The organism is Nonomuraea candida, from assembly GCF_000725485.1.
GTDB classification, from domain to species: domain Bacteria; phylum Actinomycetota; class Actinomycetes; order Streptosporangiales; family Streptosporangiaceae; genus Nonomuraea; species Nonomuraea candida.
The window spans coordinates 1-13,144 of record NZ_JOAG01000033.1; the positions used below are offsets into that span (position 1 = coordinate 1).

The following is a 13,144-nucleotide window of genomic DNA, read 5'->3' on the forward strand; positions in this document are numbered from 1 at the left end:
GTCGTCAAGGGTGAGCAGGTGCCCGCCCGGGTGGTGACCGAGGAGACCACGTTCACCCAGGAGCAGGCCAAGCAGGTCCTGTCCACCCGCCAGTACTGAACCGGCGCCGGCGCGGAGCCGGCGCGGGCGTAGGACGAGGGGCGGTGGCCCCGCGTAGGACGAGGGGCGGCGGCCCGGGAGCGAGGCCGGGCCGCCCCTCCATGACGAAAGGGAAGGCTCATGGCCGTACCCGCGCCGGTCCTGACGATGAGCGGGATCGGCAAACAGTTTCCGGGGGTGAAGGCCCTGGACGGCGTGGACCTGCGGCTGCTGCCCGGCGAGGTGCACGCGCTCATGGGAGAGAACGGCGCGGGCAAGTCCACCCTGATCAAGGTGCTCACCGGCGTGCATCCCGCCGACACGGGCACCATCGAGCTGGGTGGCGCGCCCGTCGCGTTCGGCAGTCCCCTGGAGGCGCAGCAGGCCGGGATCTCCACCGTCTACCAGGAGGTCAACCTCTGCACCAACCTCTCGGTGGCCGAGAACATCCTGCTCGGCCGCGAGCCGCGGCGCCGGGGACGCATCGACTGGAAGCGCATGCGCGCCCGGGCGGCCGAGCTGCTGGCGCGGCTGGAGCTGAGCCTGGACGTGTCGGCGCCGCTGTCGACGTACTCGCTGGCCATCCAGCAGATGGTGGCCATCGCGCGGGCGATCGACGTGGACGCCAGGGTGCTGATCCTCGACGAGCCGACCTCCAGCCTGGACGCCGACGAGGTCGAGCAGCTCTTCAGGGTGATGCGCCGGCTGAAGGGGGAGGGCATCGCGATCCTGTTCGTCTCCCACTTCCTCGACCAGGTTTACGAGATCTCCGACCGGATGACGATCCTGCGCAACGGGCGGCTCGTCGGGGAGTACCCGACCAGGGAGCTGTCGCAGGTCGAGCTGGTCGCCAAGATGATCGGGCAGGAGCTGGCCGCGCTGGAGCGGCTGCACGGTGAGGCCAGGGTCTTCGACCGGCCCCTGGTCGAGGCGCGCGGGCTGGGCCGGACGGGGGCGATCGAGCCGTTCAGCATGACCATCCACGAGGGCGAGGTCGTCGGGCTGGCCGGGCTGCTCGGCTCCGGCCGTACGGAGATCGCCCGGCTGCTGTTCGGCGCCGACCACGCCAGCACGGGCGAGATCGCGGTGCGCGGCACGGCGACGCCGTTGCGCACGCCCCGCGCGGCGATGGCGCAGAAGATCGCGTTCTGCTCGGAGAACCGCAAGGCCGACGGGCTCATCCCGGACCTGACCGTGCGGGAGAACATCATCCTGGCCCTCCAGGCCACCCGGGGCTGGACCAGGCCGGTGCCGCGCGAGCAGCAGGACGAGCTGGTGAGCCGGTACATCCGGGCGCTGAAGATCAGCCCGCCCAACCCCGAGCACCTGGTGAGCAACCTCAGCGGCGGCAACCAGCAGAAGGTGCTGCTGGCCCGGTGGCTGATCCTGGAGCCCCGGCTGCTCATCCTCGACGAGCCCACCCGGGGCATCGACGTCGGGGCCAAGACCGAGATCCAGCGGCTGGTGGCCGAGCTGTCCGACGGCGGCATGGCCGTGCTGTTCATCTCCGCCGAGCTGGAGGAGGTGCTGCGGCTCAGCCACAAGGTGCAGGTGCTGCGTGACCGGCGGCTGGTGGCCGAGCTGCCCAACGACGCGGGCCTGACCAGCGACGTGCTGATGGAGACCATCGCGAGCGGAGGACGGGCGGACGTGAGCGTGAACGGGGGGCGGCCCTCATGAGACGGCTGATGTGGCCCGCCGTGGTCCTGGTGCTGCTGCTGGCGCTGAACGTGTTCTTCACGCCCAGCTTCTTCTCGATCGAGGTCAAGGACGGCCATCTCTACGGCAGCCTGATCGACATCCTGCGCTTCGGCGCCCCGCTGATCCTCGTCTCCCTGGGCATGACCCTGGTCATCGCGACCGGCGGCATCGACCTGTCGGTGGGGTCGGTGGTGGCGATCTCGGGCGCGCTGGCCTGCCTGCAGATCAGCCAGGACCAGGGCGTGTTCGCGGCCGTGGCGCTGGCGCTCGGGCTGTGCCTGGTGCTGGGGGCGTGGAACGGGTTCCTGGTCGCCGGCGTCGGCATCCAGCCGATCATCGCCACGCTCATCCTCATGGTGGCCGGGCGCGGGCTGGCCCAGCTCATCACCGACGGGCAGATCATCACCGTCAACAGCCCGGCGTACAAGGTGATCGGCGGCGGTTACTGGCTGGCCGTGCCGGTCGGCATCCTGATCGTGATCGGGGTGCTGGCCATCACCGCGTTCCTGACCCGGCGGCTGGCGCTGGGCATGCTGATCGAGTCGGTCGGGGTCAACGCCGAGGCGGCGCGGCTGGCGGGCATCAGGGCGCGCGGGATCATCATCATGGCCTACGCCTTCGCCGCCCTGTGCGCGGGCGTGGCCGGGCTGATGATCAGCTCGAACGTCTCCAGCGCCGACGGCAACAACGCGGGCCTGTGGATCGAGCTGGACGCGATCCTGGCCGTGGTCATCGGCGGCACCTCGCTGGCCGGCGGGCGCTTCTCGCTCGGCGGCACCGTGCTGGGGGCGCTCATCATCCAGACCCTGACCACCACGATCTACTCGATCGGCGTGCCGCCGGAGACCACGCTGCTGTTCAAGGCGCTGGTCGTGACGGCGGTCTGCCTCATCCAGTCCCCGACGTTCCGCGAGAAGGTGTTCCGCCGGCGCACCGCCAAACCGGGCCCGGCCCCCGAGGAGAAGGTGCGGGTGACGACCGCGTGAGCACGATGACGATCGGGCGGGCGAGCGTGCCCGCCAAGTACCTGCCGGTCCTGGTGACCGGCTGCCTGCTCGTGGCGATGTTCGTGGTGGGCGGGATCCGCTACGAGGGGTTCGCCGGCGGGCAGGTGATCCTCAACGTCTTCATCGACAACGGCTTCCTGCTGGTGGTCGCGGTCGGGATGACGTTCGTGATCCTCACCGGGGGCATCGACCTGTCGGTGGGGTCGGTGGTGGCGCTGTCGACGATGGTGGCGGCCAGCCTCATGGAGGGGCCGGGGTGGCCGCCGTACCTGGTGGTGCCGCTGGTGCTGGCCATCGGGTCGGGGCTGGGGCTGGTGATGGGCTACATCGTGCAGGCCTTCGACATCCAGCCGTTCATCGTGACGCTGGCGGGGATGTTCCTGGCCCGGGGCCTGTGTTACACGATCGGAACGGACTCGATCCCGATCGACGACCCGACGTTCACGGCGTTCGCGCAGACCAGGATCGACCTGTTCGCGGATCTGTGGATCTCACCCAGCGTGATCATCGCGCTGGTGGTCGTGGGGGTGGCGGCGTACGTGCTGCACTACACGCGCTTCGGCCGCTCGGTCTACGCGACGGGCGGCAGCGAGCAGTCGGCGCTGCTCATGGGCCTGCCCGTGGGCCGCACGAAGATCGCCGTCTACACGGTCAGCGGGTTCTGCTCGGCGCTCGGCGGGGTGCTGCTGTCGTTCTACATGCTCTCCGGCTACGGCCAGCACGCGGTGGCGATGGAGCTGGACGCGATCGCTGCGGTGGTGATCGGCGGCACCCTGCTGACCGGCGGCAGCGGGTTCCTGTTCGGCACGGTGCTCGGGGTGCTCGTGCTCGGACTGATCCAGACGATCCTCAGTTTCGAAGGGACGCTCTCGTCGTGGTGGACTAAGATCTTCATCGGAATGTTGTTGTTCGTCTTCATCCTGTTGCAGCGCCTGTTCTCGCGGCGCTCAGGGCGCTGACCTGCGGGAAAGTTACCTGAAAGTTTCCGTCAGGTTATGTCCCAGCGTTGACATAGACTTTGTTAGCGATAACAATCAGGCGGAAACGACTGCGAACTTTGTTCTGATTCGTCACGTTCTGTGACCGAATCCCCTCACTTCTCTACCGGCAGCAGCCGCGTCCAGCGCTGCCGCGACCCCCAACGAAAGGGATGCACATGAGGTTGGGACGAATCGGGGGCGTGGTGTCCGCCATCGCGCTCGCCGCGACCATGACGGCTTGTGGCTCGAGCACGAAGACCGTCGACCAGGAGGCCTCCGCCTCCGCCGCCGCCGGTAACGCGGGCGCCCTGATCGGCGTCACCATGCCCACCAAGTCCTCCGAGCGCTGGATCCACGACGGGAACAACGTCAAGCAGCAGCTCGAGCAGCTCGGCTACAAGGTCGACCTCCAGTACGCCGAGAACGACATCCCGACGCAGGCCAACCAGATCGAGAACCAGATCACCAAGGGCGCCAAGCTCCTGATCGTCGCCTCGATCGACGGCACGGCGATCACCTCGCAGCTCCAGCAGGCCGCCGACGCCAAGATCCCGGTCATCGCCTACGACCGGTTGATCCGCAACAGCCCCAACGTCGACTACTACGCCACCTTCGACAACTTCAAGGTCGGCGTGCAGCAGGCGACCTCGCTGCTGAAGGGCCTCGGCGTCGAGGACGGCAAGAAGGGCCCGTTCAACGTCGAGCTGTTCGGCGGCTCGCCCGACGACAACAACGCCACCTTCTTCTGGGAGGGCGCGATGTCGGTGCTGAAGCCGAAGATCGACGACGGCACCCTGAAGGTCGCCAGCGGCCAGACCGACTTCAAGACCGCCGCCATCCTGCGCTGGGACCCGGCCACCGCGCAGAAGCGCATGGAGGACATCCTCACCAAGACCTACACCGGCGGCAAGAAGGTCGACGGCGTGCTCTCCCCGTATGACGGCCTGTCGATCGGCATCCTGTCGGCGCTGAAGAGCTCCGGCTACAGCAAGCCGTACCCGATCGTCACCGGTCAGGACGCCGAGCTGCAGTCGGTGAAGTCGATCGTCGCCGACGAGCAGTACTCCACCATCTTCAAGGACACCCGCAAGCTCGCCGAGCAGACGGTGAAGATGGCCGACGCCGTGCTCAAGGGCGGCCAGCCCGAGGTGAACAACACCAAGGACTACGACAACGGCAACAAGGTCGTGCCGTCGTACCTGCTCGACCCCGTGATCGTCGACAAGTCCAACTACAAGGACGTCATCATCGGCGGCAACTACTACACCGAGGACCAGCTCAAGTAGGGGTTCAGCCCCGGGGCCCGGCCCCGGGGCTTTTCCTGAGCGAGGGGATATGACCGAGCACATCTTGCGGATGAGCGGGATCACCAAGACGTTCCCCGGCGTCAAGGCGCTGCAGGACGTCACCCTGTCGGTCCGGCAGGGCGAGATCCACGCGATCTGCGGCGAGAACGGCGCCGGCAAGTCGACGCTGATGAAGGTGCTGTCCGGGGTCTACCCGCACGGCGACTACGAGGGCGAGATCTTCTTCGAGGGCAAGCGCTGCGAGTTCGGCGGCATCCGCGACAGCGAGCACGCCGGCATCGTCATCATCCACCAGGAGCTGGCGCTGAGCCCTCAGCTGTCGATCGCGGAGAACATCTTCCTCGGCAACGAGCGCGCCAAGCGCGGTTTCATCGACTGGAACCGCACCAACTACGAGGCCGGCGAGCTGATGAAGCGGGTCGGCCTGCGCGAGAACCCGACGACGCCCATCTCCGACATCGGCGTGGGCAAGCAGCAGCTCGTCGAGATCGCCAAGGCCCTGTCGAAGAAGGTGAAGCTGCTCATCCTCGACGAGCCGACCGCGGCGCTCAACGACGACGACTCCGCGCACCTGCTGGACCTGCTGCGCGGGCTGCGCGACGAGGGCATCACCTGCGTGATCATCTCGCACAAGCTCAACGAGGTGACCGCGATCGCCGACTCCGTCACGATCATCCGGGACGGCCGCACGATCGAGACGCTGGACATGGTCACCGACCACGTCACCGAGGACCGCATCATCTCCGGCATGGTCGGCCGCGCCCTCGACAACCGCTACCCGCCGCACGAGCCGACGATCGGCGAGGAGGCGCTGCGGATCGAGGACTGGACGGTCTACAGCCCCAGCCAGCCGGACCGCAAGGTCGTGGACGGGGCCGCGCTGACGCTGCGGCGCGGGGAGATCGTCGGGCTGGCCGGGCTGATGGGCGCCGGGCGCACGGAGCTGGCGATGAGCCTGTTCGGGCGCACGTACGGGGTGAACATCTCCGGCAAGGTCTTCAAGGACGGCAAGCCGATCACGATCCGCAACGTGCAGGACGCGATCAACCACGGCATCGCCTACGCCTCCGAGGACCGCAAGCGGTACGGCCTCAACCTCATCGAGGACATCAAGCGCAACATCAGCGCCGCCGGGCTCAAGAGCCTGGCCAAGCGCGGCTGGGTGAACGAGAACGAGGAATACCGGGTCGCCGAAGAGTTCCACAAGAGCATGAACATCAAGGCGCCCAGCGTCAACAGCGTCGTGGGCAAGCTGAGCGGCGGCAACCAGCAGAAGGTCGTGCTGTCCAAGTGGATCATGACCGAGCCGGACGTGCTCATCCTCGACGAGCCCACCCGCGGCATCGACGTCGGCGCCAAGTACGAGATCTACACGATCATCAACCACCTCGCCGACCAGGGCAAGGCGGTGCTGGTGATCTCCAGTGAGTTGCCTGAGCTGCTTGGCCTGTGCGACCGCATCTACACACTCTCGGAAGGTCGCATCACCGGCGAGGTTCCCCGCCAGGAGGCCACCCAGGAAAGCCTCATGCACCTCATGACCAAGGGACAGGAGTAGCTCTGATGAGCAGCATCACGCCCGCCGACGTGGAGGTCGGCGCCAAGGGCGACGGGGGAGCGCCAGGGCGGCCCGGCCGGGTGTCGTTCGGCGGCATGTCGCTCAACCTGCGATCCAGCGGCATCTACATCGCGTTCGCGGCGATCGTCGTGCTGTTCTCGGTGCTGACCGACGGCGCGCTGCTCACGCCGCAGAACATCTCGAACATCATCGTCCAGAACTCCTACGTCCTGATCCTCGCGATCGGGATGATCCTGATCATCATCGCCGGGCACATCGACCTGTCGGTCGGCTCGGTGGTGGCGGTCACGGGAGCGCTGGCGGCGGTGCTCATGGTCAACATGGGCTGGCCTTGGCCGCTGGCCCTGCTGGCCACGCTGGTGGCCGGCGCGCTCATCGGCGCCTGGCAGGGGTACTGGATCGCCTACTTCGGCATCCCGGCCTTCATCGTGACGCTGGCCGGCATGCTGCTGTTCCGCGCGCTGACGCTGACCGTCCTGGGCAACCAGGGCATCGGCCCGTTCCCCGACCAGGTCCGCACGCTGGCCAACGGCTTCACCGACGGCTACCTCGGCAACATCGGCCTCGGCCCGCTGGGCGGCGCCGACCTGTTCAGCCTGCTGATCGGCGTGGTCGCGATCGTCGGCATGTTCACCGCGCAGTGGCGCAGCAGGCACGCCCGCCTGGGCTACGGCCAGTCGGTCGAGCCGATGGCGCTGTTCGTGCTGAAGCTGGTCGCGGGCGCCGCGGTGATCCTCTTCCTGGTCGTGCAGCTGGCCCGGTTCAAGAACCTGCCGTGGGTGCTGGTGCTGCTGGCGATCCTCGTGCTGGCGTACTCGATGATGGCCAACCGCACGGTCTTCGGCCGGCAGATCTACGCCATCGGCGGCAACCTCCAGGCGGCCATCATGTCCGGCGTGAAGGTCAAGTCGGTCGTGTTCTGGATCTTCGTGAACATGGGCGTGCTGTCGGCCATCGCCGGCATCATCTTCGCCGGCCGCCTCAACCAGGCGGGCCCGACCGCGGGCAACAGCTTCGAGCTGGACGCCATCGCGGCGGCCTTCATCGGCGGCGCGGCCGTGCAGGGCGGCGTCGGCAAGGTCGTGGGCGCCATCACCGGCGGCCTGATCATGGCGGTCATCAACAACGGCATGTCCCTGATCGGCTCGCCCAGCGAGCGGGTCATGCTCGTCAAGGGCATCGTGCTGCTGGCGGCCGTGGCGTTCGACGTGTGGACCAAGCGCCGGGCGGGCGCGAGCCGATAGTAAGATCCCCCGGAGCTCAGATAAGGAGAGACCGTGACGACACCGAAACGTCGCCTACCGGTGATGGCCGACGTGGCCAGGGAGGCCGGCGTGTCGCACCAGACGGTCTCCCGGGTGCTCAACGACCATCCCAACGTGCGGGCCGACACCCGTGCCCGCGTGGAGGCGGCGATCACCCGGCTGGGCTACCGGCGCAACCTGGTAGCCCGCGCCCTGGTCACCAAGCGCTCGAGGACCCTCGGCGTGGTGAGTTTCGACACCACGCTGTACGGCCCCGCCAGCACCATCTACGGCATCGAGCAGGCGGCCAGGACCGCGGGCTACTTCGTCAGCATCGTGAGCCTGAAGTCGATCGACGCGGACACCGTGCGTGAGGCCATCGACTACCTCGTCGAGCAGGGCGTCGACGGCGTCGTGGTGGTCGCGCCGCAGCGCTCGGCCGGCCACGCCCTGGAGAACCTGCCCCCGGGGCTGCCCGCGGTGGCGGTCGAGGGCACGCACAGCGCCGACGTGTCGGTCGTGTGCATCGACCAGAAGGAGGGGGCCAGGCTGGCCACGCGGCACCTGCTGGCGCAGGGCCACGAGACGGTCTGGCACGTCACCGGCCCGCACGACTGGCTGGAGACCGAGGGCCGGCTGGAGGGCTGGCGCGCCGCCCTGGAGGAGGCGGGCCGCCCGGTGCCCGAGCCGCTGGCCGGCGACTGGAGCCCGCGCGCCGGCTACGAGGCGGGCAAGAGCCTGGCCGCGATGGACGGCGTCACGGCCGTCTTCGCGGGCAACGACCAGATGGCGCTCGGCGTGCTGCGCGCCCTGTCCGAGAAGGGGGTGCGGGTTCCCGACCAGATCAGCGTGGTCGGCTTCGACGACATCCCCGAGTCGGAGTTCTTCTCGCCGCCGCTGACCACGGTCAGGCAGGACTTCGACGTGGTCGGCAGGCACTGCATCGAGGTGCTGCTGCGGCAGATCGACGTGCAGCTCAACGGCGGCTCCACCGCCTACGAGCGGCTCGTCGTGCGGCCGAGCTTCGTCGTGCGGTCGAGCACGGCTCCTGTCAGATGAACGGCGTCAGGTAGATGATGAGCATGCCCCCGATATCTCGTGAGGTTGAATGTGAGCGCTAACAAATACGTGGTGGGAGTGGACTTCGGCACGCTGTCAGGGCGTGCCGTCGTCGTGCGCGTGAGCGACGGCGCCGAGCTGGGCAGCGCCGTCCACGAGTACGAGCACCGCGTCATCGAGCACACCCTGCCGGGCACGGACGTGCGACTCGGCCCCGACTGGGCGCTGCAGTCGCCGCAGGACTGGATCGACGTGCTCAGGATCGCCGTGCCGGCCGCCGTCGCCGCGGCCGGGGTGCGCCCCGAGGAGATCGTCGGCATCGGCACCGACTTCACCGCCTGCACCGTCATGCCCACCACGGCCGACGGCACGCCGCTGTGCTTCGAGACGCCCGCCGAGCCGCACGCCTGGCCCAAGCTCTGGAAGCACCACGCCGCCCAGCCGCACGCCGACCGGATCAACGAGGTGGCCGCGCGCCGGGGCGAGAGCTGGCTGCCGCGCTACGGCGGCAAGATCTCCTCCGAGTGGGAGTTCGCCAAGGGCCTGCAGCTCCTCGAAGAGGCCCCCGAGGTGTACGCCAGGACCGAGCGCTGGATCGAGGCCGCCGACTGGATCATCTGGCAGCTCACCGGCGTCGAGAGCCGCAACATCTGCACCGTCGGCTACAAGGGCGTCTTCCAGGACGGGGGCTACCCGTCGGAGGAGTACCTGGCCGAGCTGAACCCGGGCTTCGCCGGCTTCGTCGGCAAGCTCGCCACCGGCGAGGTCGGCGACAAGGTCGAGGGCGTCACGCTGGCCCCGCTGGGCGGCCTGGCCGGGCGCCTGACCGCGCGGGCCGCGGAGTGGACGGGCCTGCCCGAGGGCGCCGCCGTCGCGGTCGGCAACGTGGACGCGCACGTCACCGCCGCTGCCGCGGACGCCGTCAGGCCCGGCCAGATGGTGGCCATCATGGGCACCTCCACCTGCCACATCATGCCCAGCGACCGGCTCGCCGAGGTGCCCGGCATGTGCGGCGTCGTCCGCGACGGCATCGTGCCGGGCCTGTGGGGCTACGAGGCCGGGCAGTCGGCGGTCGGCGACATCTTCGCCTGGTACGTCGAGAACTTCGGCACCGACGGCCACGAGCGCCTGACCGAGCTGGCCGAGAAGCAGGCCGTGGGCCAGCACGGCCTGGTCGCGCTCGACTGGTTCGGCGGCAACCGCTCGGTGCTGGTCGACCACAACCTCTCCGGCGTGATCGTCGGCCAGACCCTGGCCACGAAGCCGGAGGACGTCTACCGGGCGCTCATCGAGTCCACGGCGTTCGGCGCGCGGATGATCGTGGAGACGTTCGAGCGGTCGGGCGTGCCGGTCGAGGAGTTCATCGTGGCCGGCGGCCTGCTGAAGAACCGCTTCCTCATGCAGGTCTACAGCGACGTGCTGCGCCGCCCGCTGTCGGTGATCGGCTCCGACCAGGGCCCCGCGCTCGGCTCGGCCATCCACGCGGCCGTCGCCGCCGGCGAGTACGCCTCCATCGAGGAGGCCGCCGCGGCCATGGGCAAGCGCACCGAGAACGCGTACGTGCCGGACGAGGCCCGCGCCGACGCCTACGACCGGCTCTACGCCGAATACCGCAGGCTCCACGACTTCTTCGGGGACGGACAGATGTTGCACGCGCTGCGCGCGATCAGGAACGAGGCACAGGCCTGATGGACATGAAAAAGATCGTCGCCGACCTGCACGCCGAGCTGGTCCGCTACAACCTGGTGGTCTGGACGGCCGGCAACGTCTCGGGGCGGGTCCCGGGCGAGGAGCTGTTCGTGATCAAGCCCTCCGGCGTCTCCTACGACGAGCTGACCCCGGAGAACATGGTCGTGTGCGACCTCGACGGCAACCTGGTGGAGGGCGAGCACGCGCCGTCCAGCGACACGGCGGCGCACGCGTACGTCTACAGGAACATGCCCGAGGTCGGCGGCGTCGTGCACACCCACTCGACCTACGCCTCGGCCTGGGCCGCCAGGGGCGAGGCCATCCCCTGCGTGCTGACCGCGATGGCCGACGAGTTCGGCGGCGAGATCCCGGTCGGGCCGTTCGCGCTGATCGGCGACGACTCGATCGGCCAGGGCATCGTCGAGACGCTGAAGGGCCACCGCTCCAAGGCCGTGCTCATGCGGAACCACGGCGTCTTCACCATCGGCAAGGACGCCAAGGCCGCCGTGAAGGCCGCCGTGATGTGCGAGGACGTGGCGCGCACGGTGCACGTCGCCCGCCAGCTCGGTGACCCGCTGCCCATCGCGCAGGACGACATCGACCGCCTTTACGACCGCTATCAGAACGTCTACGGACAGAGGAGCCCGCGTTGAACATCTGGTTTCTGACCGGCAGCCAGGGACTGTACGGCGAGGAGACGCTGCGCCAGGTGGCGGAGCAGTCGCGGCGCATCGCCGAGCAGCTGCCCATGCCGGTGGAGTGGAAGCCCGTCCTGACCGACGCGGCGGCCATCCGGCGGATCATGCTCGAGGCCAACGCCGACGACGAGTGCGCCGGCGTGATCGCGTGGATGCACACCTTCTCCCCGGCGAAGATGTGGATCGCCGGCCTGGACGCGCTGCGCAAGCCGCTGCTCCACCTGCACACGCAGGCCAACGTGGAGCTGCCGTGGAGCTCCATCGACATGGACTTCATGAACCTCAACCAGGCCGCGCACGGCGACCGCGAGTTCGGGCACATCCAGACCCGGCTCGGCGTGCCGCGCAAGACCGTGGCCGGGCACGTCTCCGACCCGGCCGTGGGCGAGCGCATCCAGGCGTGGCTGCGCGCCGCCAAGGGCCTGGCCGAGGTGCGCACGCTCAAGCTGGCCCGCTTCGGCGACAACATGCGCGACGTGGCGGTCACCGAGGGCGACAAGGTCGAGGCGCAGCTGCGCTTCGGCGTCTCGGTCAACACCTACGGCGTCAACGACCTGGTCGAGGTCGTGGACTCCGTCAGCGACGCCGACGTGACGTCGCTGGTCAAGGAGTACGTCGAGCAGTACACCGTGGCGCCCGAGCTGCTGGGCGAGCGCAACGAGTCGCTGCGTTACGCGGCGAGGATCGAGCTGGGCCTGCGCGGCTTCCTGGAGTCCGGGGGCTTCAAGGCGTTCACCACCAACTTCGAGGACCTCGGCGGGCTGCGCCAGCTCCCCGGCCTGGCCGTGCAGCGGCTCATGGCCGACGGCTACGGTTTCGGCGGCGAGGGCGACTGGAAGACCTCGGTGCTGCTGCGCACGATGAAGGCCATGACGCCCGGCGGCACCTCCTTCATGGAGGACTACACCTACGACCTGACCCCCGGCCAGGAGCTCATCCTCGGCGCGCACATGCTGGAGGTCTGCCCCTCCATCGCGGCGGGCACGCCGTCGTGCGAGATCCACCCGCTGGGCATCGGCGGCCGGGAGGACCCGGTCCGGCTCGTGTTCGACGCCGAGCCCGGCCCCGGCATCGTGGTCGGCCTGGCCGACATGGGCGACCGCTTCCGCCTCGTGGCCAACGAGATCGACGTCGTGGCCCCGCCGCAGCCGCTGCCCAAGCTGCCGGTGGCGCGGGCGGTGTGGCGGCCGCGGCCGAACCTGCGCACCTCGACCGAGTCGTGGCTCACCGCGGGCGCCCCGCACCACACGGTGCTGTCGAAGGCGGTCGGCCGCGAGGAGCTGACGGACCTGGCCGACATGCTGGGCGTGGAGCTGGTGATCATCGACGCCGACACCACGACCGAGCGCTTCGCCAAGGAGCTGCGCTGGAACCAGGCGTACTACCGCCTGGCCCAGGGCTTCTAACTCTCTTCCGAGGGCTTCTTCGGGGCGTTCCTGCGCTGCTCCTCCGCGCGTTCGCGGCAGCGGCGCAGGAACTCCTCGTCGTCGTCCGGGTTGGTGGCGGCGAAGCGGCCGGGGCGGTCGTATTCGGGGAAGGCGCTCGGCCGGGTCTGGGCCTGCGTGCGGGCGGGCCGGCCCGCCACGAGCCAGGCCACGGACCCGATCAGCGGGAACAGCAGCACGATCAGCACCCAGGCGATCTTCGGCAGGTTGCGGCAGAGCGCGTCGGGCGTGGTGAGCGCGTCGAACACGCAGTAGAGCCAGAGCACGAGCGTGACCAGGCCGACAGCCTGGGACAGATAGAGCACGGCAACCTCCGTCAGCGGGCACCTGAAACTAGCGGTACCCGGCCGGGCTGAC

At 69.1% G+C, this 13,144-nt stretch carries 11 protein-coding genes; 10 read left to right on the forward strand and 1 reads right to left on the reverse strand.

Annotated elements, in window-relative coordinates; genetic code table 11:
* Nucleotides 1-219 precede the first annotated feature (219 nt).
* The 10 genes from IO39_RS29880 to araA all read left to right on the forward strand — a co-directional run bounded on the left by IO39_RS29880 (nucleotide 220) and on the right by araA (nucleotide 12,748).
* Complete coding sequence (locus IO39_RS29880; protein WP_043629987.1) at nucleotides 220-1,758, forward strand: sugar ABC transporter ATP-binding protein; 1,539 nt, start codon at nucleotides 220-222, stop codon at nucleotides 1,756-1,758.
* Nucleotides 1,755-2,765 carry an ABC transporter permease gene (locus IO39_RS29885; protein ID WP_043629989.1) on the forward strand — a complete coding sequence of 337 codons (1,011 nt, stop codon included), beginning with the start codon at nucleotides 1,755-1,757 and terminating at the stop codon, nucleotides 2,763-2,765. The genes IO39_RS29880 and IO39_RS29885 overlap by 4 nt, the downstream gene beginning before the upstream one ends.
* A gap of 5 nt (nucleotides 2,766-2,770) precedes the next feature.
* On the forward strand, nucleotides 2,771-3,745 hold the full coding sequence (yjfF, locus tag IO39_RS29890) for a galactofuranose ABC transporter, permease protein YjfF (RefSeq protein WP_245642375.1): 975 nt from the start codon (nucleotides 2,771-2,773) through the stop codon (nucleotides 3,743-3,745).
* A gap of 197 nt (nucleotides 3,746-3,942) precedes the next feature.
* Entirely contained in the window at nucleotides 3,943-5,052 is a 1,110-nt protein-coding gene (chvE, locus tag IO39_RS29895) for a multiple monosaccharide ABC transporter substrate-binding protein (protein ID WP_043630105.1), read from the forward strand.
* Between the two features lie 49 nt (nucleotides 5,053-5,101).
* Nucleotides 5,102-6,631, forward strand: coding sequence for a multiple monosaccharide ABC transporter ATP-binding protein (mmsA, locus tag IO39_RS29900; protein ID WP_043629992.1), 1,530 nt, complete (start codon nucleotides 5,102-5,104; stop codon nucleotides 6,629-6,631).
* Nucleotides 6,632-6,636: 5 nt separating this feature from the next.
* Nucleotides 6,637-7,896 (forward strand): multiple monosaccharide ABC transporter permease, encoded by a 1,260-nt coding sequence (gene mmsB / locus IO39_RS29905; RefSeq protein ID WP_043629995.1) that lies wholly within the window; start codon nucleotides 6,637-6,639, stop codon nucleotides 7,894-7,896.
* A gap of 33 nt (nucleotides 7,897-7,929) precedes the next feature.
* Nucleotides 7,930-8,955: a LacI family DNA-binding transcriptional regulator gene (locus IO39_RS29910; RefSeq protein ID WP_245642364.1), complete on the forward strand. Its 1,026-nt coding sequence runs from the start codon at nucleotides 7,930-7,932 to the stop codon at nucleotides 8,953-8,955.
* A 69-nt stretch (nucleotides 8,956-9,024) separates the two neighbouring features.
* A complete protein-coding gene (gene araB / locus IO39_RS29915) occupies nucleotides 9,025-10,644 on the forward strand; it encodes a ribulokinase (protein WP_084773719.1) in 1,620 nt (539 codons plus the stop codon).
* Nucleotides 10,644-11,297, forward strand: coding sequence for an L-ribulose-5-phosphate 4-epimerase (locus IO39_RS29920; protein ID WP_439331490.1), 654 nt, complete (start codon nucleotides 10,644-10,646; stop codon nucleotides 11,295-11,297). Before araB ends, IO39_RS29920 begins: the two co-directional genes overlap by 1 nt.
* Complete coding sequence (gene araA, locus IO39_RS29925; RefSeq protein WP_043630000.1) at nucleotides 11,294-12,748, forward strand: L-arabinose isomerase; 1,455 nt, start codon at nucleotides 11,294-11,296, stop codon at nucleotides 12,746-12,748. The genes IO39_RS29920 and araA overlap by 4 nt, the downstream gene beginning before the upstream one ends.
* Here the strand turns inward: araA and IO39_RS29930 are convergent.
* Nucleotides 12,745-13,092: a PLD nuclease N-terminal domain-containing protein gene (locus tag IO39_RS29930; RefSeq protein WP_043630002.1), complete on the reverse strand. Its 348-nt coding sequence runs from the start codon at nucleotides 13,090-13,092 to the stop codon at nucleotides 12,745-12,747. The genes araA and IO39_RS29930 overlap by 4 nt on opposite strands.
* Between the last annotated feature and the right edge of the window lie 52 nt (nucleotides 13,093-13,144).

Coding starts and splice junctions, on each gene's coding strand:
- IO39_RS29880 (WP_043629987.1), top strand. CDS start 220: ATGGCCGTACCCGCGCCGGTCCTGACGATGAGCGGGATCGGCAAACAG.
- IO39_RS29885 (WP_043629989.1), top strand. CDS start 1,755: ATGAGACGGCTGATGTGGCCCGCCGTGGTCCTGGTGCTGCTGCTGGCG.
- yjfF (WP_245642375.1), top strand. CDS start 2,771: ATGACGATCGGGCGGGCGAGCGTGCCCGCCAAGTACCTGCCGGTCCTG.
- chvE (WP_043630105.1), top strand. CDS start 3,943: ATGAGGTTGGGACGAATCGGGGGCGTGGTGTCCGCCATCGCGCTCGCC.
- mmsA (WP_043629992.1), top strand. CDS start 5,102: ATGACCGAGCACATCTTGCGGATGAGCGGGATCACCAAGACGTTCCCC.
- mmsB (WP_043629995.1), top strand. CDS start 6,637: ATGAGCAGCATCACGCCCGCCGACGTGGAGGTCGGCGCCAAGGGCGAC.
- IO39_RS29920 (WP_439331490.1), top strand. CDS start 10,644: ATGGACATGAAAAAGATCGTCGCCGACCTGCACGCCGAGCTGGTCCGC.